Origin of the sequence: Vibrio sp. 14N.309.X.WAT.E.F5, assembly GCF_030397615.1 — a bacterium.
GTDB classification, from domain to species: Bacteria; Pseudomonadota; Gammaproteobacteria; order Enterobacterales; family Vibrionaceae; genus Vibrio; species Vibrio lentus.
Genome location: NZ_JAPNXR010000011.1, coordinates 113,046 through 134,767, shown reverse-complemented (window position 1 = coordinate 134,767; position 21,722 = coordinate 113,046). Strand labels below are relative to the sequence as shown.

The 21,722-nt window shown below is 43.5% G+C and carries 19 protein-coding genes; 14 read left to right on the top strand and 5 right to left on the bottom strand.

Going from position 1 to position 21,722, the window contains the following annotated elements:
• Positions 1–6 precede the first annotated feature (6 nt).
• The 3 genes from OW495_RS13995 (at position 7) to rsmF (ending at position 5,451) form a co-directional block, all read left to right on the top strand.
• The gene (locus OW495_RS13995) at positions 7–1,236 is read left to right on the top strand and encodes a paraquat-inducible protein A (protein ID WP_241910203.1); all 1,230 of its coding nucleotides are present in this window, start codon (positions 7–9) and stop codon (positions 1,234–1,236) included.
• On the top strand, positions 1,223–3,880 hold the full coding sequence (locus OW495_RS13990; protein ID WP_289887131.1) for an MlaD family protein: 2,658 nt from the start codon (positions 1,223–1,225) through the stop codon (positions 3,878–3,880). Before OW495_RS13995 ends, OW495_RS13990 begins: the two co-directional genes overlap by 14 nt.
• Positions 3,881–4,029: 149 nt before the next feature.
• Positions 4,030–5,451 (top strand): 16S rRNA (cytosine(1407)-C(5))-methyltransferase RsmF, encoded by a 1,422-nt coding sequence (gene rsmF / locus OW495_RS13985; RefSeq protein ID WP_289887130.1) that lies wholly within the window; start codon positions 4,030–4,032, stop codon positions 5,449–5,451.
• A 294-nt stretch (positions 5,452–5,745) separates the two neighbouring features.
• On the opposite strand, the gene OW495_RS13980 is transcribed toward rsmF, so the two are convergent.
• Entirely contained in the window at positions 5,746–6,654 is a 909-nt protein-coding gene (locus tag OW495_RS13980; protein WP_017106996.1) for a S1-like domain-containing RNA-binding protein, read from the bottom strand.
• Between the two features lie 28 nt (positions 6,655–6,682).
• On the opposite strand from OW495_RS13980, the gene OW495_RS13975 reads away from it, so the two are divergent.
• Entirely contained in the window at positions 6,683–8,038 is a 1,356-nt protein-coding gene (locus OW495_RS13975) for a hypothetical protein (RefSeq protein ID WP_017106997.1), read from the top strand.
• Positions 8,039–8,140: 102 nt separating this feature from the next.
• On the opposite strand, the gene OW495_RS13970 is transcribed toward OW495_RS13975, so the two are convergent.
• Both OW495_RS13970 and OW495_RS13965 read right to left on the bottom strand, forming a co-directional pair.
• Positions 8,141–8,626, bottom strand: coding sequence for a DUF4442 domain-containing protein (locus tag OW495_RS13970; protein ID WP_017082222.1), 486 nt, complete (start codon positions 8,624–8,626; stop codon positions 8,141–8,143).
• A 135-nt stretch (positions 8,627–8,761) separates the two neighbouring features.
• On the bottom strand, positions 8,762–9,649 hold the full coding sequence (locus tag OW495_RS13965; protein WP_102514544.1) for a putative PEP-binding protein: 888 nt from the start codon (positions 9,647–9,649) through the stop codon (positions 8,762–8,764).
• Positions 9,650–9,856: 207 nt separating this feature from the next.
• Between OW495_RS13965 and OW495_RS13960 the strand changes: the two genes are divergently transcribed.
• Together OW495_RS13960 and OW495_RS13955 are read left to right on the top strand one after the other, a co-directional pair.
• Complete coding sequence (locus OW495_RS13960; RefSeq protein WP_017106999.1) at positions 9,857–10,915, top strand: 3-deoxy-7-phosphoheptulonate synthase; 1,059 nt, start codon at positions 9,857–9,859, stop codon at positions 10,913–10,915.
• Between the two features lie 12 nt (positions 10,916–10,927).
• On the top strand, positions 10,928–11,410 hold the full coding sequence (locus OW495_RS13955; protein ID WP_004733632.1) for a YajQ family cyclic di-GMP-binding protein: 483 nt from the start codon (positions 10,928–10,930) through the stop codon (positions 11,408–11,410).
• Between the two features lie 164 nt (positions 11,411–11,574).
• Here OW495_RS13955 and OW495_RS13950 read toward each other — a convergent pair whose 3' ends face one another.
• On the bottom strand, positions 11,575–12,516 hold the full coding sequence (locus OW495_RS13950; RefSeq protein WP_102514545.1) for a bifunctional precorrin-2 dehydrogenase/sirohydrochlorin ferrochelatase: 942 nt from the start codon (positions 12,514–12,516) through the stop codon (positions 11,575–11,577).
• A 481-nt stretch (positions 12,517–12,997) separates the two neighbouring features.
• Between OW495_RS13950 and OW495_RS13945 the strand changes: the two genes are divergently transcribed.
• The 6 genes from OW495_RS13945 (at position 12,998) to OW495_RS13920 (ending at position 18,574) form a co-directional block, all read left to right on the top strand.
• Positions 12,998–14,026, top strand: coding sequence for an amino acid ABC transporter substrate-binding protein (locus tag OW495_RS13945; protein WP_004733634.1), 1,029 nt, complete (start codon positions 12,998–13,000; stop codon positions 14,024–14,026).
• Between the two features lie 71 nt (positions 14,027–14,097).
• Complete coding sequence (locus OW495_RS13940) at positions 14,098–15,303, top strand: amino acid ABC transporter permease (RefSeq protein ID WP_099167347.1); 1,206 nt, start codon at positions 14,098–14,100, stop codon at positions 15,301–15,303.
• A gap of 1 nt (position 15,304) precedes the next feature.
• Positions 15,305–16,402 (top strand): amino acid ABC transporter permease, encoded by a 1,098-nt coding sequence (locus OW495_RS13935; protein WP_065104242.1) that lies wholly within the window; start codon positions 15,305–15,307, stop codon positions 16,400–16,402.
• Between the two features lie 22 nt (positions 16,403–16,424).
• Positions 16,425–17,189: an amino acid ABC transporter ATP-binding protein gene (locus OW495_RS13930; protein WP_009846639.1), complete on the top strand. Its 765-nt coding sequence runs from the start codon at positions 16,425–16,427 to the stop codon at positions 17,187–17,189.
• A 234-nt stretch (positions 17,190–17,423) separates the two neighbouring features.
• Entirely contained in the window at positions 17,424–18,089 is a 666-nt protein-coding gene (locus OW495_RS13925; protein ID WP_017110713.1) for a Bax inhibitor-1/YccA family protein, read from the top strand.
• A gap of 155 nt (positions 18,090–18,244) precedes the next feature.
• Positions 18,245–18,574, top strand: a complete 330-nt coding sequence (locus OW495_RS13920; RefSeq protein ID WP_102514546.1) for a TusE/DsrC/DsvC family sulfur relay protein — start codon at positions 18,245–18,247, stop codon at positions 18,572–18,574.
• 47 nt (positions 18,575–18,621) lie between these two features.
• On the opposite strand, the gene yccX is transcribed toward OW495_RS13920, so the two are convergent.
• A complete protein-coding gene (gene yccX, locus OW495_RS13915; RefSeq protein ID WP_102514547.1) occupies positions 18,622–18,909 on the bottom strand; it encodes an acylphosphatase in 288 nt (95 codons plus the stop codon).
• Positions 18,910–18,997: 88 nt separating this feature from the next.
• Between yccX and OW495_RS13910 the strand changes: the two genes are divergently transcribed.
• Entirely contained in the window at positions 18,998–20,401 is a 1,404-nt protein-coding gene (locus tag OW495_RS13910; protein ID WP_017110715.1) for a methyl-accepting chemotaxis protein, read from the top strand.
• Positions 20,402–20,524: 123 nt separating this feature from the next.
• Positions 20,525–21,718 carry a class I SAM-dependent methyltransferase gene (locus OW495_RS13905; protein ID WP_017110716.1) on the top strand — a complete coding sequence of 398 codons (1,194 nt, stop codon included), beginning with the start codon at positions 20,525–20,527 and terminating at the stop codon, positions 21,716–21,718.
• Positions 21,719–21,722: the final 4 nt, after the last annotated feature.

Genomic DNA, 21,722 nt, shown 5'->3' with positions numbered 1-21,722 from the left:
AAGCACTTGTGCGACAGCAGTTCTGTACGACTATGCCAAGGCTGTGAACTTCCAATAGACAAGATGGACATCCCACATGGGAAGTCGGCTTACTGCCCTAGGTGCGGAACTCAATTATACCGCGGAGGTACGCCTAGCCTCTCTGGAAACCTAGCGATCGCAGTGACTTGCTTATTGCTATTTATTCCTTCTCATTTCTTTGAATTCATCAGTATCCGCCTCATCGGTGTCATGATACCGGCCACACTGCCATCGGGTGTATTTACCTTAATGGGAGAAGGCTTCCCACTGCTTGGGTTACTCATTTTATTTTGTAGCTCTATCGCGCCATTCCTTGTTTGTACTTCTGTGCTTATCACGCACGTATCATTGCGTTTTAAAATTTTCACGCCATTTCGTTATTCGCTAGCGATTATCCAAACCTTAAAGCATTGGATGATGTTGGATGTGTTTTTGGTGAGCGTGGCTATCTCATGTTTCAAACTACAAGACTACTCCGATATTTTTGTTGGCCCCGGTTTAATTGGATTGATTCTACTGCAGCTATTCAGCGTTCTATTGGTAAGCCGCATTAGTGTGCGACGTTACTGGGAAGCTTGGGCTCAAGAATCAGACTACTCTTTTACAGAAAGCAAAAATGTTCACTGTCACAACTGTCATCTATCTCAGCCTGAAGGCGACGCTTGTGTACGTTGCCACCATGACTTATATCACCGCAAGCCCTACTCTATACAAAAGACTTGGGCACTGTTATTTGCAGCATCCGTTGCCATCATACCAGCGAACGTGATTCCAATTTCAATCGTAATCACCAACGGACAAAGGTTAGAAGACACGATCATTTCGGGTGTCGCTTCACTCATCAATACTGATATGTACGGCATCGCCGCAATTATTTTTATTGCAAGTATTGTGGTTCCAGTGGCCAAGATTCTCGGTCTTACGTACATACTGCTTTGTATTCAAATGAAACGAGCACGCTATCATAGGCAAAGAATGATCATCTATTTCATCGTGAAATGGGTCGGTAAATGGTCGGTGATGGATCTCTTTGTTATTTCGATCATGATGACATTGGTCGACCGTGGACAAATTTTAAACTTTACACCAGGTTATGGTGCTGTGGCTTTCGGTGTCGTTGTTGTTATGACAATGCTGGCAGCGGAAAGCTTAGATCCTAGGCTAATTTGGGATAACCACACCTCTAAAGATGAGTCAGTGAATGAACAACAATAACCAATCACAAACGTCATATTCACCAGAAGTTAGAAAAAACAAAGGGATCTCGCCTTTGTGGATTCTGCCGATTCTAACCGTAGCACTTGCTGGTTGGCTGGTTATGAAGTCAGTACACGATGCAGGACAACGTGTGCAGATCTACTTCTCGGATGCCGCGGGGTTAGTCGCAGGGCGAACCACGATTCGCTATCAAGGTTTAGAAGTGGGTATGGTTCGAGATATCACGTTGTCCAAAGACCTCTCAAGCATTTATGTTGATGCAGACATCTATCCTGAGGCTCAAAAGCTTCTTTCAAAGGGAACGCGTTTCTGGCTGGTGAAACCAACAGCAAGCCTATCTGGCATTTCTGGTTTAGACGCCCTAGTTTCGGGTAACTATATTGCGATTCACCCTAGTGAAACCAAAGAGAAACCAGAAACGGTGTTTCACGCCTTGGAGTCGTCACCTTCTGACTTATTGGCGTCGGAAGGTCTCAATATATCGTTGACGACTAAAGACCTTGGCGGCGTATCTGTCGGTTCGCAAATTGTTTACCGCAAGATCCCGATTGGTGAAGTTTATAACTATCAACTCAATGAGAATGCTAAGTCGGTAACCATTCAAGCGGCCATCAAAGACGAATACAGCCATATCATTACCGACCAAAGTCGTTTTTGGAATGTAAGCGGTTTGGGGGCGAGTATCGGCTTCTCTGGTGTTGACGTACGATTAGAAAGCTTAAGCGCCCTACTTGGTGGCTCCATTGCGGTTGACTCTCCGGGAGAAGGCCAGCCAGTTGAGATGAACACCGAATTTAAGCTCTACCCCGACTTGAAAACCGCGGGTCGTGGTATCTCAATCAAGATAGCAGTACCAGACGACAACAAGATCAGCGCGACTGGTGCACCTATCATGTACAGAGGCATCGAAATCGGTCAGGTTACCGATCTATCGTTGAGTAAAGGTCGTGAAAACGTCGTCGCTTCTGCCGCTATTCAACCTGCATTCAGTGACTTTTTGAACAGCGGAAGTAAATTCGTTCTAGAAGAGGCTGAACTATCTCTAACGGGCATGAAAAACCTTGCTAACTTAGTGACAGGTAACTTCCTGACATTAGTACCCGGAGAAGGTGAAAAATCTCGCCGATTTACCGCTATCCGCAAGAACGAATTCAGTCAGGAGCAAGAAAAGTCTGTAGCGATTCGTCTCACTTCCAACAATTCATTTGGTTTGGACGTCGGAACCCAATTACTTTACAAAGGCATAGCCGTTGGTTCAATCATTGATGTGGGTCTGGTTGAAAGTGTTGGAACCGGTAGCGACAAGCATGAGGTATTCATGGACGCGCTGATCGACAACCAATATGCGCACCTTATCAAAAGCAACAACCGCTTCTTCGTGACAGGCAGTGCAACGGCAGAGCTTACAGAGTCAGGGTTAAGCGTCACAGTACCGCCAGCCAAACAACTGTTGAGTGGCTCTATTAGCTTTGTGAGTGAAGGCAACAGTAAGTCTCGCTCTAACTATCAATTATTCCAAAGTAAGTCATTAGCAGAGATCGCGAAGTTCAATCAAACTGGCTCTAAAAAGATGTCGTTGTTTGCCAGTGAACTGCCTTCTATCTCGAAAGGAAGTCCTCTGCTCTACCGTAACCTTCAAGTCGGTAGTATTTCTAACTTTCAGCTTGCAGATGGTGGCGTAAGAATCGAAGTAACCATCGAAAACCGTTACACGCACTTGATCAACAAGCACACGGTTTTCTGGAATCGCTCAGGTGTTGAAGTCGATGCCTCTTTATCAGGTATCAGCATTAAAGCCGCACCGGTTAAAACGCTGATTCAAGGCGGTATTGCCTTTGATTCACTACCAGGGATCGACAACAAGCTGGGTAACGTTTGGAAGCTATATGCCGATTCGAAATCTGCAAGAAAGTTTGGCCGTGCGATTACCATCACCTCTTCTGGCGACCAAGAAGTCAGCAAGGGCATGGCGATCAAGTATCAGGGCGTAACAGTTGGTGAAGTGACTCTCGTGATTCCGAACTTTAACAAAGGTGGCATCGAAATTACCGCTCGCGTTTTACCGGAATACGTTGAGAAAATAGCCGTCGCAAACAGCCACTTTTGGTTAGCAGAGCCAGAGATCGGCCTAAACGGTATCAAAAACGTATCAGCACTACTCTCTAAACACATCAATGTAGAACCAGGAAAAGGCGAAAAAACCACGGCATTTAGGCTCAGCCAAGGCCCCGTTCAACCTGAAGGCAAAGTGTTTACGTTGCAGAGTGAAACAAGAGGTTCGGTATCTGAAGGCACACCAATTCTATTCAGAGAACTAGAGATTGGTTCTGTGATTGACGTACAGCTAGGTGAATTCGCTGACCGTATTATCTCAACCATTCAAATCAAACCTGAATTCGCCTATCTAATCCGCTCAAACAGCGTTTTTTGGAATGTATCTGGGGTTGATGTCTCTATCGGTTTGTCTGGCGCAAACATCAAGGCTGGTACAGTAGATAGCTTGTTAAGAGGCGGGATTACTTTCTCAACGCCACCAACGAATGAACTCCAACCGTTGGCAGAAGAAGACCAATCTTTCTATTTATATCCTCAAGCCGAAGATGAATGGAAATCTTGGAGAACCGCCATACCTCGCCCTTAGTGAACTAAGTTTCTACACTGAAACACACACAATTCAACTTAAAATGCAGCCAAACGGCTGCATTTTTATTGTTTGAAGCAAATTTGGTTTAGGACAATCTCATTTTGCTTTAAACTGCGCGCATTAACGCTATAAATCGAGATACCCTTTTGCACGCTAACGTATATATCCCAGAAGAATTCCTGACTCATATTGAAGGCATCATGCCAAGCCATCTAGATATGGCTTCATTTGTCGCTTCTTGTCAAAAGCCACTTCGTAAAAGTATTCGAGTGAACACACTGAAGATCAGTGTTGAAGATTTCCTCGTACGCGCGAAAGACAAAGGTTGGGAACTGGAACCAGTACCTTGGTGTGAAACGGGTTTTTGGATCACTGCAGATGAAAGTGAAGCGCCTTTAGGCAATACAGCAGAGCACATGTCTGGCCTATTCTACATTCAAGAAGCCAGCTCGATGATGCCACCGTCAGCTCTATTCCAAGGTGAAGAGAATTATCAAGCCGTGTTAGACACCGCTGCTGCGCCCGGCTCAAAAACGACTCAAATAGCGGCCTTGATGGATAACCGTGGCGTACTTGTTGCTAATGAATACGCAGCAAGCCGAGTGAAAGTCCTTCACGCCAACATCGAGCGCTGTGGCGTGCGTAATGCAGCCCTAAGTAACTTTGATGGCAGAGTCTTCGGCGGTTGGCTACCAGAGCAATTTGATGCTGTGTTGTTAGACGCTCCATGCTCTGGTGAAGGTACGATTCGTAAAGACGCCGATGCAATGAAAAACTGGACTTATCAGTCTGTGGTCGATATTGCTGACACTCAAAAAGATCTGATTGAAAGTGCGTTTCACGCTCTTAAACCTAACGGTGTGTTGGTTTACTCAACCTGTACATTAAGTACCGAAGAGAACCAACAAGTATGTCATCACCTAAAAGAAACCTTTGGTGACGCGGTTGAGTTCGAGTCTTTAGAAAACTTATTCGACAATGCAAAAGCGACGACGACTGAAGAAGGCTTTCTTCATATCTTCCCGCAGGTTTATGACTCGGAAGGTTTCTTCGTTGCACGTATCCGTAAACTCGCTTCTGTGACACCACCAGAAGTGAAGAAACGTTTGGGTAAATTCCCATTTGAAAAAGCCAATAAGAAAGCGCAGCAAGAAGTCGCTGATCAGCTTTTAAGCGCACTGGATATCGAGTTACCAAGTGACACCCAGATATGGATTCGTGACAAAGACGTTTGGCTATTCCCTGAAGCACTAGAGCCGATGATTGGCGAGTTCCGTTTCTCTCGTATGGGCATTAAGATCGCAGAGACTCATAAGAAAGGCTATCGCTGGCAGCATCAGGTAGCGACAACGCTCGCAACGGGCAACGAAGCGAACATTGTAGATCTGAATATTGAAGACGCACGTGAATGGTTTATGGGACGAGATGTTCGCCCAGAAGGCTTGTCAGGTAAAGGCGAAGTGCTGGTTAAATACAACGGTGCGATCATTGGCCTTGGTAAGTGGGTTGGCAACCGAGTGAAGAACGGTTTACCACGAGAGCTTGTACGCGATAAGAACCTGTTCTAATTATGCTTAAAGCATACGAATAAACAAAAAGCCCAAACAACGTAAATTGTTTGGGCTTTTTCCATTCACATCAGATAACTCGGTGCGATTAAAAACAATGTCGAATCAACGCTTAATTACATAAATATCAATTCAAGTCACTATTTGCGTTATGGAAAATCGCATATCGAGAAATTTAAACTAGACTTCAGTCTATCAGACAAAGAATTACAACGATTAGCGTAGGCTCTTCGGAGCCCTTTCCCCTAAGCCCAAACAGGAAAGTTTGGGCTTTTTTTTAACCGAGAGACGCGCTTATTCTGCTAAGCGAATACCTTCTTTATCAATAGAGATTTTACCTGACTTGTACAGACCACCGATGGTCTTTTTGAACGTACCTTTACTGGTTCTGAATGCCGTAAAAATCGCTTCAGGTGAAGACTTGTCGTTCAATGGTAAAAAGCCGCCTTTCTTCTCAAGCAGATCTAGAATCTTAGTGCTCAAGTCATCCATCTTCGCAACACCGACTTTTTGAAGAGATAAATCAATCTTACCGTCTTCTTCACGAATGTTTTTGATGTAGCCTTTTAGTGATTTACCAATGAATAGCTTACCAATAATGTCTGATGGGAAAATCATTCCCCAGTGTTCGCCATTAACGATCGCTTTGTAGCCCAATTGGCTGCGCTCAGCGATGATAAGGTCAACTTGTTCGTTTTGCTTATAAGTCGCAGGCGTGTTGTCTAACCATTTGTTGAACTTCGTTGTTCCAACAATACGGCTCGATGCTTTATCGATATACACATATACTAAGATTGACTGACCTTCGTTTAAACGGCCACGCTGCTCGCTGAAAGGAACCAGAAGATCTTTGCCTTTCACACCCCAGCTCATGAATGCACCAGTGCTGTTTACACCTTCAACCGTCATCAAACCAAACTGCCCTACTTGAGCGATAGGTTTTTCAGTGGTTGCAGCGATCTGGTTGTCAGAATCAATGTATAAGAAAACATCTAGCTTTTGACCAATTTCAACACCTTCAGGAGTAAATCGTTTCGGCAGCAACACCGTTCCATAGTCGCTAGCGTCAAGGAATACACCGAAGTCTGCTTGTTTTACCACTTCTAGGTTGTTTATTTGACCAATATTAATCATCAAGATTGTCTCTACTTTAAATTTGGCGGTGATTATACGTGATCTCTGATATGCTTTCGCTAGTTTCATTCATATTTTTATATTCTAGGAGACATCGTTGATCACCGTTGATAAACAAGATGCGATAACACTTAAAATTAACCATGCGATGGCTAAGACAAAAAAGCTAGATATGGACGTTTATCTATTCATTCCCGGTGAACTCGGACTGACGCCTGAAGTCCTTTCTGAAAGCGCATTTTTCTACAGTTCAATTACTCAGAAACGCGCTTACTACAGTGATAAAACGCTGCTACCTCTAGTACACAGTCGTTTAGCAAAACGTGGCCGACTCTCCATTACACAGTATCGTGTCAGTTTGAGTTTGTTCGCTTATCAATATGTTATCGCGTTAGACAAAGCCGTCAGCAGCTTGAATAAAAATGAGAGTGACAATGTCACGGCTGATGAAGTTGATGAAGTCATCGAACTGGCTCTCGATATATTAAAGAAACTGCGCCGAAGTATTCCTTATGAAGAAAACCTTAAACGTTACTATGCCAATATAGATAACTACCTGTCTTGGTACACAGAGCAAAAGTTTTTATCGCTGGTTTCACACATGCCACGCGGCAGTGAGTATTCCACCATCAAAGAGCGCCTATTAACGCTTTGTGATAAAGAAACCGCTCACCGCAAGCTAAATCGATACAACTCCGCCAAGGTTCGAGAAGATGTCACTCGTTTGAGTAACAAGATGCGATTGCTGCGTCGTTTGATTGAGCATCCTATCGTCCTCAAAGAAAAGACGACATCAATGGGTAAAAACGTGAAGCGAGCCGTTAAAGGCATCGCCACGGGCTTGGTCATGGTGGTGGTTACCACGACCGTCATATTGGCTCGTGACTTCCTAGGAGAGATTACCGCGTCTTTCATCGTGTCCATGTCATTCATCTACGCTTTGCGTGAAATCTTCAAGGATGATTTAAGGGATATACTTTGGCGTTGGCTCCGCAAAGGAAAACCAAAGTGGAAGCGTCGCTACTTTGACCCGACAACAAATAAGTCAGTCGGTCATAAACTCGAATGGTTGGATTACGCCAATTTCTCTAAGTTAGCGGACAAAATTCAGTTGATTCGTAAGAAGCGAGTTGTTCAGCGCGAAGAACAAATTTTGCATTATCGTTCTCAAACCGAAATGTCGACATCAACGTTTATGAGTGGTTACGAAGAGACGCGTGAAACACTGTCCGTCAGCCTGAGAGCTCTAACTCGTTTGATGGATAAAGGTTCAAATAACGTATATCGACTAAATGAAGGTCAAGTAAGTCGTGAGTCAGTAGAAAAACGTCACCTACTGAACTTGATTATCAAAGAGAACAATCATGATAGCGAACCGACTTATTACCGTTGGAAAATCGTAATGAACCGTTCAAAAATCGTTGATATCGAGCAGATCACTCAAGAGTCATAGTCTTTAAGGTATATGTGGACGAAATCAGGTATGTGGATACGAAATCCACATACCGCTCTTTCAATTCTCAACCGTTTCTTATTGCTTCCGCAAAGCTTTTAGCTACTTTCTAGAAGGCACTTTCTTAATAGAAAGCGTTAGCGTGAATTCAGCCATCGGTTCATCACCATGCAGAGACGGACAAGTCGCGATAATGGTCACAGGTTGGTTAACACGCTCTCCAGTCGACATGGTTTCAGCCAACATGGTATTGATTAGCTCTCCATCGTTACACGTAAAATGTACATCTCCCTCAGGGCGCTTCAAAAAATTGCCCGTCACCTCTTTAAATGCCAGCGAAATTTTTTCACCTTGTTGCTGCGACTTACTCATGGCAAGAAAACCGCCTGCGACATCAGCACCCACAGCCAACACACCAAAATACATACTATTAAGGTGATTCTTCGTTCGCCTTTTAAGAGGGATTTTCACTTCAACATGTTGGTTATCCAATGCGAGCAGCTTTGGGCGACACAACCAGATCAATGGCACTTTGAAAAAGCCAAACATACTTAAATAGAAATTTGCTTTTTGTAGAGGGGTCAACATTCGGATTACCTAATAAAATTAGTCATCAGACCAGTTAATCCGTTAGCGATAGAGATGTCAAAAAAATGTTACAAAAAAGAGATATCACGTCTCCATGATATCTCTTCATTTTCAAACTCTTGCAACAAGGGAAGATTAAGCCGTAATAACGGTATCAACCCCTTCCAGGTCCGCAATATACCCTTGAAGTCTTGGGTAATCGACCAAACCTTGAGTCACGATTAACACAGGCTTCTTCGCGTGTTGAGTCGCTTTCACGATACTAGAGATTAACGTAATCACCGCTTCATTCTGTGGGTCAAACGCATGTTGCTGAGCTTCATTCTGCTTATCAACGCCCAACGCAAATTGAGTCAGACTGTCAACGTTCACCGCCGCACCGTCAAAGTAATGCAGAAGTCGTTCGCTAAGTAAAACGGCAGAAGGAACATCACACGAGAAGAGGACTTTTAGACCATTCAAGCCGCGTGGTAAACCTTGCTCGGCTAACAGATCAATGATTTTCGCTGCATCACTCAGAGCTCGAACATAAGGAACAACGATTTCAACATTGATACCTTGCTCACGCAGGGTTTTGATCACCTGACACTCTAGCGCAAAAGCCTTGCTATATTCTGGTGTCGCATAACGTGTTACGCCACGTACACCCAGTGCAGGGTTTACTTCTTCAACTTCGCAATTGCCGCCAAGTAAAGAGCGGAACCCATAGCTGTCGGCACTGCTCAGCGCAACACGAACCGCATTATGGTTTGGCTGAACTGCAGCTTGAATAGCGACAACTAAGGTTGAAACAAAATGTTCATCAACACTTTTATCACCAAGAATAGCGGCTAAAGAGGTTTTCTCAATATCAGACAAAGTATCTAAGTGGCTTTCAATACTTGGATGATAGAACACACGATCCATGACCAATTCAGACAGGGAAACGTACAAGTGGTTGGAATTATTATTATCGTTATAAGAAGGCAGCACATCACCTAAGACAAGTTCTGGGTGCAAAGTGCTTTGATTTTCTTGAGTCATTGCTGCTCCAGCATTTTTATGTTGTGTTCAAACGAAAATACCGATAGCTGCCTGTTAATACAAGTGAAAATCCCCTATTTGACGCTGGCCTGCTGATAAAAATAAGAATATTAGCAATAACTGAGATAACTTTGACGTAAGAGAGTTTATTCCTCTGTTCAATTCCGTTATCTTAACCACTTCGCAATAGAATAAAAAAGCTATCACATGCCATTAAAAACTGATGAGTTGAGAACCCAAGCTCTGGGTCCTATGCCAACTCCTGCCGAATTAGGCAATGCACACCCTATTACTGACGACGTTGCTGAGCGCATTAAAAACTCTCGCCGCCAAATCGAAGATATCCTAACGGGTCGTGATGACCGCCTATTAGTTATCGTTGGCCCTTGTTCTGTTCACGATACAGATGCGGCACTTGATTACGCTGAGCGCTTAAGTCAGATTCAAGACCAGTATAAAGATGAACTGTTCGTTGTCATGAGAACCTACTTCGAGAAACCTCGTACAATTGTAGGTTGGAAGGGTTTGATTACCGATCCGAATCTAGATGGTTCATACGCACTTGAAACTGGCTTAAACAAAGCTCGTAAACTACTGCTTGATATCAACAAGCTTGGCCTAGCTACCGCGACTGAATTCCTTGATATGATCACAGGTCAGTACATTGCAGACCTTATCACTTGGGGCGCGATTGGCGCTCGTACGACAGAATCTCAGATTCACCGTGAAATGGCTTCAGCACTTTCTTGCCCAGTAGGCTTCAAGAACGCAACCAATGGCAACATCAAGATTGCAATCGATGCGATTCGTGCTGCGCATGCTTCACACTACTTCTATTCTCCAGACAAGAATGGTCGTATGACTGTTTACCGCACTTCAGGTAACCCATACGGCCACGTTATTCTACGTGGTGGTGATAAAGGCCCTAACTTTGACGCTGAATCTGTTGAAAACGCATGTAAGCAACTGGCAGAAGTTAACCTTCCTGAGCGCTTAGTTGTCGACTTCAGCCACGCAAACTGCCAAAAGCAGCATCGTAAGCAGTTAGAAGTGGCACAAGACATTTGCGAACAGATCAAATCTAACAAAAACCAAATTGCAGGCATCATGGCAGAAAGCTTCATTAAAGAAGGTAACCAGCCAATGACTGACATCAATAACCTAGAATACGGTAAGTCAATCACTGACCCTTGCCTAAGCTGGGAAGATACTGCAACCATGCTAGACATGCTTGCAACTGCAATTAAAGATAGAAATTTAGCTTAAGGAACGAACACAATGCCATCATTTGACATTATCTCTGAAGTAGAAGCAGTAGAACTACGTAACGCTGTAGACAACGCAAACCGTGAGCTATCGACTCGTTTCGATTTCCGTGGCGTTGAAGCTAGCTTCGATTACAAAGACGAATCAGTAAAACTGACAGCGCAAGATGACTTCCAACTAAAGCAGATGCGCGACATTCTTCGTAGCAACCTAACGAAGCGCAACGTTGATCCGAACGCGATGGAAGCGAAAGCAGCAGACCAAACAGGTCGCACTTGGCACCAAACGGTTATCTTTAAGCAAGGCATCGAAACTGACGTTGCTAAGAAGATCGTTAAGCTAATCAAAGACAACAAAGTGAAGGTTCAAGCGTCTATCCAAGGCGACAAAGTTCGTGTAACTGGTAAGAAACGTGATGATCTACAAGCTGTTATGGCTTTAGTTCGTAGCGGTGAACTTGGTCAACCTTTCCAATTTGATAACTTCCGCGACTAATTTCTGAGTTTTAGCGACTTCTTATTTAGGTTGCTCATTCATCAGCACCATGTCGTGTTCGAAATAGCAAAAAGCCACTTCTTTGGGAAGTGGCTTTTTATTTATCTAGAGACTTTATTCAAAGATCGTAAGGTAAGTACGAACTGAACTAGATAGTTCTAGTCTTAGCTAATAACTTTAGCGGAAGACAGTTTCAAGTCTTTGCCGACCAATAGATTGAACTCAACACTTGCTGGTGGAATAAACACACACACACGTAAGTTCTCTTCCCTTGCCTTCTCAAGCTTTGTCGATAGCTCTCCACTATCTCTGAAACTCTCTCTCTCGGCGTCTCTACGGCACAAGTCAATGTAATCAAATGGGCACTCTTTAGGTGACAGCACCAATTCTGCTTCTTGCATCAGGCGTAACGCCTTCATTGAGAGAAGTTCTACATCTTGCTCGAACTCAATCCAGGTCACTTGCCCGTCATTATCAACAGGTTCCACCAAAGATTGTTGATAATAAGTTTCCAGCTGCTCGCGCTCAGTGACTTGATTGATGAAACTAGAAGACAAAAATCGCTCCCAGAATTTGCGGCGTTCATCAACAGTAGGAAAGGTCTCTTTAATCGAATTGCGTTTTGATGCACCAAAGTCTGCGATCAAACCAATATTCTGAGGCAAGACGGTTTCGAGTTTTTCTCTAATATTTCTCACCAAAACAGGTGATGCCCCCCCACTTGAGATCGCAATTTGGATTCTACCGCGATTTATCATTGAGGGAGTGATGAAGTCACAGTAGGGTAAGTCGTCGACCACATTGACAAGAATACCCAACTTTTTTGCATCATTATGTACTTGATGATTTAGGTCTGGGTTGTCCGTGGTTGCCCACACTTGTAAGTAGTTTTTCGAGATAAGTTGTGAAGAATAAAAGTTTTGAACCCAATGGACTTTATTATCATCAACAAGCTGCTTTAAGTAAGGCTCTACCTTGGGGGACACTAAAGTGACATCCGCCCCAGCTCTTAACAAGCTATCTACTTTTCGGCAAGCAACCTCACCCCCACCCACCACTAAGATCGGCTTATTTTCTACATCTAAAAACATTGGGAAATAACGCATGTTCTTCCTTGAGATGACTTCAATAACTATTCAGACATGCTACCAAATTTGGAGCATATTAATAACTATCCAAGTGCAATAAAAATATTTATTCACCAAATTTCAATCTTTCTGAAGTTTAATGTTTCATCATTGTGATATTGATTTAGAATATTTACCTAGTCAATTGTCAATATAAAAACCTAAATCTCGTTGCACCAACAGTGTGAACCGCTGCACTATTTACATTAAGTTAACATTTGGTCATTCTAATTGTGTTCGGATTTGTGATTTCATTCAAAATTCTTTTTAAATTATACATTTGTGAAAGTACGGATCCTTTCCTAACCTTATAAATAGTTGTTTAAATCGCACACAGTTTCATTTGCAAAATGCAACCAGTTTGATTTGAGTAACAAGGTCTTAGAAAGCGCAACACATATAGAAAAACTCAAATGAGCACGAGTATCAGGTGTCACCTGGTTAACAAGGAAGGATACAAATGACAAATAAACTAACACTTCTTGCTTCAGTAGTAGCTGCATCAACTGCGATGATGGCAACATCAGCATCAGCGGCAGAAAGCACTCTGGACAAAGTCACATCTCAAGGATTTTTAACTTGTGGTGTAAGTACAGGTCTTCCAGGGTTCTCTAACCCTAACTCAAAAGGTGAATGGGAAGGAATCGATGTTGAGTATTGTCAAGCTCTTGCAGCGGCTGTACTCGGTGACAAGACTAAAGTTAAGTATGTACCTTTAACAGCGAAAGAACGTTTCACTGCCCTTCAATCAGGTGAAATCGACGTACTATCTCGTAACACAACATGGACACTACATCGTGACACTGCTCTAGGTTTGAACTTCGTAGGTGTTAACTACTACGATGGTCAAGGCTTCATGGTTAAGAAAGAACTTGGCCTTACAAGTGCTCAAGAACTTGATGGCGCTTCAGTATGTGTACAATCAGGTACAACGACTGAACTTAACCTAGCTGATTACTTCCGTAACAGTGGTATGTCTTACAAGCCAGTAGTATTTGATACTGCAGCACAAACGTCTAAAGGTTTTGATGCGGGTCGTTGTGATGTTCTTACAACAGACCAATCTGGCCTATATGCACTTCGCTTGAACCTAGCCGATCCTAAATCTGCGCAAGTACTTCCTGAAATCATCTCTAAAGAACCACTAGGTCCTGTTGTTCGTCAAGATGATGACAAATGGTTCAACGTCGCTAAATGGACACTTTCAGCGATGATTAACGCGGAAGAGTACGGTATCTCTTCTAAGAACGCTGATGAAATGCTTAAGTCAAAAGATCCAAACATCAAGCGTATTCTTGGCGTTGACGGTCCTAAAGGTAAAGGCCTAGGTATTCGTGACGATTGGGGTTACCAAGTAATTAAACAAGTTGGTAACTACGGTGAGAGCTTCGAACGTACTGTTGGTACAGGTTCACCACTACAGATCTCTCGTGGCGTAAACGCACTATGGAATGCGGGCGGCTTTATGTACGCTCCACCTATCCGTTAATAAATTTCCAAGCATCAATTAGGGCGGACTTTTCCGCCCTATTTATTAAATGGATTTGAGGTTATAGCAGTATGAAACCTAATGAAACTATTTCTCCAGCTCAGGCAAAGCCACAGCCCAAAAGTGCCAACCTTTTTTACAACCCCACTTTTCGCTCAGTTATTTTCCAAATTCTCGCTGTCGGAGCACTCTGTGCTTTCTTTTATACGATCGTAAATAATGCACTCACTAACTTAGATTCCCGTGGTATCGCCACTGGTTTTGATTTTCTCTCCCAAGAAGCTGGTTTTGGTATCGGCTTAACTCTCATTGAATACGACGAAACGTTCTCATACGGTCGTACTTTCTTTATCGGTCTTCTCAATACCGCTTTAGTTTCTGTGCTAGGTATCATGCTAGCCACGGTACTGGGCTTTAGTATGGGTATTGCTAGGCTTTCTTCAAACTGGCTAGTGAGCCGATTTGCGGCGGTCTACATAGAAATATTCCGAAATATCCCTCTTCTTCTACAAATATTTTTTTGGTATTTCGCTGTTCTACAAGCATTACCTTCCGCTCGTCAAAGTATGAGCCTGGGTGAAGCTATTTTCTTGAATGTACGTGGTCTGTACTTCCCTGCCCCTGTCATGGAGCAAGGCAGTAGCATTGTTATCGCATCGCTAATTGCCGGTATCATCGCTACGTTTGTTATCAACATATGGGCTAACAACAAACAGAAGTTAACGGGGCAGCAAACACCGATGGGCCGCATTGCCGCAGCACTCATTGTAGGTTTACCACTGGTTACTTACTTTGTTATGGGCATGCCTATCTCTGCTGAATACCCTGTTTTAAAAGGGTTTAACTTCAAAGGTGGTATTAGCATCATTCCTGAACTTGCCGCATTGATGCTTGCTTTAAGTATCTACACAGCTGCATTCATCGCTGAGATTGTGCGTTCAGGTATCAACGCGGTAAACCATGGGCAAACAGAGGCTGCTATGTCTCTAGGGCTCCCGCGAACAAGAACTCTTAAGCTCGTGATTATTCCGCAAGCATTAAGAATTATTATCCCACCACTAACCAGTCAGTATTTAAACCTGACCAAAAACTCATCACTTGCGATGGCCATTGGTTATCCCGATCTTGTGTCTGTATTTGCAGGAACAACATTGAACCAAACTGGACAAGCTATCGAAGTAATCGCGATGACAATGGGCGTCTACCTGACTCTAAGCCTATTAACATCCGCTCTAATGAACATATACAACCGCAAAGTAGCGTTGGTGGAGAGATAAGATGAGTACACATCAATTTCAACCTGATCTTCCGCCTCCGGCGAATACCGTTGGGCCTGTCGGTTGGTTAAGAAAGAATCTATTTAATGGACCAGTTAACAGTGTCGTCACTGTGGTGCTTGCTTATTTTGCTTTCACTTTATTGTGGGCAATAGCAGATTGGGCATTCATTAATGCTGATTGGATAGGAACAACACGAGATGCTTGTACAAGTGATGGCGCTTGTTGGGTGTTTATTAGCGTGCGTTGGGATCAATTCATGTATGGCTTCTACCCTGAAGCTGAACTTTGGCGCCCACGCCTATTCTATATCACGCTAGCGATATTCGTTGCTTTGTTAGCCTACGAAAGAACACCAAAGCGCACTTGGATTTGGTTATTTTTTGTAAACATCTACCCTTTCTTGATCGCTGGTCTTCTTTACGGCGGCATCTTCGGACTAGAAGTCGTCGATACACATAAATGGGGTGGATTGCTAGTTACACTGATCATCGCGCTTGTGGGTATTGTGGTATCACTACCAATTGGTGTCGCACTCGCACTGGGGCGACGTTCAGAAATGCCAATCATCCGAAGTATGTGTACCGTTTACATCGAGATTTGGCGTGGTGTACCCCTGATTACGGTTCTATTCATGGCCTCGGTAATGCTTCCCCTCTTTCTATCAGAAGGGACAGAAACCGATAAACTGATCAGAGCGCTTGTTGGGGTTGTACTCTTCAGTGCAGCTTACATGGCAGAAGTAATCCGTGGTGGTTTACAAGCAATACCAAAAGGTCAATACGAAGCGGCTGACGCCCTAGGGTTAAGCTATTGGAAAAAAACGGGGCTTATCATTCTGCCTCAAGCTCTAAAAATCACAATCCCTTCAATTGTGAACACCTTTATTGGTTTGTTCAAAGATACCAGTCTAGTTTTGATTATCGGTATGTTTGATGTACTAGGGATTGGCCAAGCCGCGAATACCGACCCTGAATGGCTTGGTTTCTCCACAGAAAGTTATGTATTTGTCGCGTTAGTGTTCTGGGTGTTTTGTTTCGGCATGTCGAGATACTCGATTTGGCTAGAAAACAAACTTCACACCGGTCACAAACGATAATTAACAAGATCAAGGACGTATTATGACGCAGCAAACAGAAAACAACTCTCAAGGTCTTATGATCGAGTTAAAGGACATGAACAAGTGGTACGGTGAGTTCCACGTTCTTAAAAACATCAACTTAGAAGTTAAAAAAGGCGAAAAGATAGTTATTTGTGGCCCTTCAGGTTCAGGAAAGTCAACAATGATTCGTTGTATCAACCGCCTAGAAGAGCACCAAAAAGGCCATATCTTTGTATCCGGTAATGAACTGACGGAAGACCTGAAAAACATTGAAGCCGTTCGCCGCGATGTGGGTATGTGTTTCCAGCATTTCAACTTGTTCCCTCACCTAACGGTATTGGAGAACTGCACCCTAGCACCAATCTGGGTGAAAAAAATGCCAAAAGAGGAAGCCGAAGCCATCGCGATGAAATTCCTCGAGCGTGTAAAAATACCAGAGCAAGCGGATAAATTCCCAGGCCAACTGTCTGGTGGTCAACAACAACGTGTGGCAATTGCTCGTTCTTTATGTATGAACCCGCAAGTTATGCTGTTTGATGAACCTACATCAGCGCTCGATCCAGAAATGGTACGTGAGGTACTCGATGTAATGGTCGAACTTGCAGAAGAAGGCATGACGATGTTGTGTGTAACGCACGAGATGGGTTTTGCTAAAGAGGTTGCTGACCGCGTCATCTTTATGGATGCGGGTGAGATTATCGAAGAAAACAACCCAGTCGATTTCTTCGAGAACCCACAATCGGATCGAACTCAGAACTTCTTGAGTCAAATCTTGCATCATTAATGTGATACTATACTGATATAGACAGAGGCGGCTTCGGTCGCCTCTTCGTTATTAAAGCTTCTTAAAATTGTAAACATGAAACACTAGCAACAATTTGTTACATCTTGAGAAACACTTAAACGACTATTTTGATTATTATTTTAAGTATACAGAAGGAATGAAAGACTTGATTTTTCGAACTTTCAGCCCCATAAATGTACTAATAACTATTGAAGTCACCTTACGAGGAAGATTATGAACAGCCCTATGTTTTCACGCACAGCAACTCAAGAGAATGCTCTGCAAACCAATAAAGTGTTGCGTAACACGTACGCACTACTGTCTATGACACTACTTTGGTCTGCTGTTGTAGCAGGCGTATCTATGGCGATGAACCTTCCTCGTCCTGGTCTTATTATCATGCTGGTTGGTTTTTACGGCCTACTATTCCTAACAGAAAAGAACCGTGACAACGGCATGGGTCTTGTGTTTACGTTCCTGTTTACAGGTTTCCTAGGCTACACGATCGGTCCAATCTTAAACATGTATGTAGGCGCAGGTATGGGTGATGTCATCCTAACTGCACTTGGCGGTACTGCGCTTGCCTTTATGGCAGCATCAGCTTATGCACTAACAACTAAACGCGATCTTTCATTCCTTAACGGTATGTTGATGGCTGGTTTCGTTGTTCTGCTAGTGGGTATGGTTGCAAACATCTTCCTACAGATGCCTCTACTATCATTGGCAATGAGCGGTATGTTCATTCTGTTCTCGACTGGTGTTATCTTGCTAACAACGCAAAGCATCATCCGTGGCGGTGAAACGAACTACATCTCAGCAACGATCAGCTTGTATGTTTCGATCTACAACATCTTCATCAGCCTACTAAGCATCTTAGGCATTATGAACAGCAACGACTAACCATAGTTCGTTCAAAATCGAGCCCAAGAGCCTGTCTCTTGGGCTTTTTTGTATCTGTAGATGCAATATTCCTAGAGATAACGACAATATCTCTTGAGAAAGGTAAACGTGGTCATGTACCCTATTTACTGAGTTAAACTGATTCTGGACTAAACATGTTTAAATATAACGGCAAACAAATTGAAACCGACGCTCAAGGCTACCTATTGGACTACACACAATGGGAAGAAGGTATGATTGAAATCCTGGCTGAAGACGAAGCGATTGAACTGACTGAAGCTCACTTGGAAGTCGTCCATTTTGTAAGAAGCTTTTACGAAGAATTCAAGACCTCTCCAGCCGTTCGCATGCTCGTTAAAGCAATGGAAAAAGCCCACGGCCCTGAAAAAGGTAACAGTAAATACCTGTTTAAATTATTCAAGAAAGGCCCAGCTAAACAAGCAACAAAGTTAGCGGGTTTACCTAAGCCAGCGAAATGTTTATAAGCTCTATTCGCTAACAAGATCTACCTGTAAATACTGTAGTAACAGCGCTACAGTATTTTAAACTCTCCAACAGAAACAGTCCGCTTATCCGTCTCACTAATTAGATGCTTAACAACCTGGTCTACTGTAGCGCTAGAAGGCCCTAACTGTAACCACGCATATAACTTCTCTATTTGCTCCATATCCCCAACCGCTAATACTTCAACACGACCATCGTTTAAATTTTTTGCATAGCCCGAAATCGACAAGGCTTGTGCTTGCCTGCTTGTGTGATAACGAAAGCCAACACATTGAACTCGGCCTGATACGACAAATATACATTGTGAATTTTTCATAACGTTGCCTCATAAATTATATGAATGATATAGTTGAGACTCTATTCAATCACCGTTTGGCGGTGGCATTACTTCGAGTATAACGATTATGAAAGAAATCCCATTTCGTTGGATTGACAAATATCTCATTCACCTAAAAATCCAAGAAAAGTTCTATCTACTCTTCTTATTACCTCTTCTCGCTCTAGTTATTTTAACGCTTGTTTTAGATAGTGCTGCGGACTCTTTACTTGCTCACCTTTACCAAGAAGAGATGCTCTTGATGAAAGGGCTAATCGAGGCAGGTCAACTCACCAAAGACCAAGTGGCTCAGCTTGTCAGTAACTCTGACACCATCTCCCTAGGTTATGGCGCTGGCTCAGTCTCGGTCATGAACGGTGCATTCAGCTTAATCGCCAACCACGATCAAAACCTTTGGTCAGCCCTCTCTGCGACTCAAGTTTCAATCATTGCCGTTACTCTATCCCTGATCGCTCTAGGCGTTTATTACATCATGACGTTCATTGGCGGTGCGATGTTCTCTATGAACAAAGCATTAAGCACGTTAGCGAATGGCGATCTCACCTGTCGTATGAACTACTTCCTCGTTCGTGATGAATTCAGTGAGATCGCAATTACTATTGATAAAGTAGCCGAACGTGAACAAAACATGGTGTTATCGATTCAAGAGTCTGTCGCACTCATGCAGCAAATCAGTTCTGACTTAAACCAATCGACGCAACAAAGCTCAGACATCTCAGGTAATCAACAAGAACACCTGAATAGCTTGGCAAGTGCAACGGAACAAATGGCTGCGACGATCCGTGAAGTCGCAACGCTTGCTCATGAGTCTAGCTCTCAAACCATGGATGCCCGCGGTGTTGCACAGAGTGGCCAATTGAAGGTTTCTAATACTTTAGAATCCATCTCTAACCTATCTCAAGAGATCCAGTCGGCTTCACAAGCAGTAGAAGAACTTGATGCCAACGCTGCACAAATCGATGAAGTGGTCGCGACCATTAATGGGATTTCAGAACAGACCAACCTATTAGCACTCAACGCGGCTATCGAAGCTGCTCGAGCTGGTGAACAAGGTCGTGGTTTTGCTGTTGTTGCTGATGAGGTTCGCGCTCTTGCAGGACGTACTCAACAAGCTACCGTCGAAATTCAAAGCATGATTGAATCATTACAACGTAACAGCCAATCGCTTACCAAACTGATGGAAGTGACGGTTAACAACGCGAATGAAGGTCAAACGTTGATGTCAGAAGTGAACGTTGAGATCGGCTCATTAGCTGAGAAGAATCAATCAATATCTGACAGCAGTACCCAAATCGCGACCGCCTCTGAAGAGCAAGGTGTGGTTGCTGATAATATTGCACAGAGCGTTGCAGAAATTCGTCACCAATCAGACAGCATTTGCGAAATGATCAGTAAGAGTAATTCCAATGTCGATCAGCTGCGCAAGCAAAGCGACACCATGGAAGGCTTACTGACAGGTCTGAAAGCTTAATCATTAAGATCTGAACATAAAATATCGATACTTGGGCTGCTTCTGCAGCCCTTTCTTATTTGCTTTTCGATTTGACTTCCCCGACAATACGTCTCCTTCAAATTTCAACCAACAGAGTAAATCATGACTCCTTCTATTCATCTAGCTAAAGCCCGAGACAAATCGTTACGTCGTAAACACCCATGGGTATTTTCACGCGGTATCGATAAGGTTGAAGGCGAGCCACAACAAGGTGAAACTGTAGACGTATATGCTCAAAATGGTCAGTGGCTTGCAAAAGCAGCTTACTCCCCTGCATCTCAAATTCGTGCTCGTGTTTGGACATTTGAAAAGGAAGAAATCAATAAAGCGTTTTTCATCAAAAGATTTAAAGACGCACAATCACTGCGTGAAGATATTATCGAACGCGATGGTTTGACAGGATACCGCTTAACGGCAGCTGAATCTGACGGCCTGCCAGGCATTACTATCGACAAATACCAAGACTTCTTAGTTTGCCAACTACTGAGCGCTGGCGCAGAGTTCAACAAGAGCATTATCGTTGAAGCGTTAGTCGAGTGCTTCCCTGATTGCAATATTTACGAACGCTCTGACGTAGCGGTTCGTAAAAAAGAAGGCTTAGAGCAAACTGTCGGTGTACTGCATGGTGAAGAGCCACCTAAGTCAGTGATCATTGAAGAAAACGGTGTGAAGATCAGCGTGAACATAATGGAAGGCCATAAAACGGGCTTCTACATGGATCAGCGTGACAGCCGTAAAGAGTCAATGAAGTACGTTAAAGGCAAAGATGTTCTTAACTGCTTCTCATACACTGGTGGTTTTGGTCTGTACGCCCTAAAAGGCGATGCTAAGCGTGTAATCAACGCAGACGTATCTCAGCTGGCTCTCGATACAGCTAAGTTCAACGCTGAACTGAATGAATTCGACATCTCGAAAAAGCGTGCTGTATTCCTAAACGCAGACGTATTCAAGCTGCTTCGCGAATACCGTGACCAAGGCACTAAGTTTGACGTAGTGATCATGGATCCACCAAAATTTGTTTCAAGCAAGAACAACCTAACTTCAGGCGCTAACGGCTACAAAGACGTTAACATGCTAGCGATGCAGATCCTGAAGCCAGGTGGAACACTACTCACCTACTCTTGCTCAGGTTTGATGGGTGCTGACCTATTCCAAAAGATCATCGCTGATGCCGCTCTAGATGCAGGCAGAACAGTGAAATTTGTTGAACGCTTCGAGCAAGCTGCCGATCACTTGATCGATACAGCTTACCCTGAAGGTTTCTACTTGAAAGGTTTTGCTTGTAAGGTGCTTTAATTTC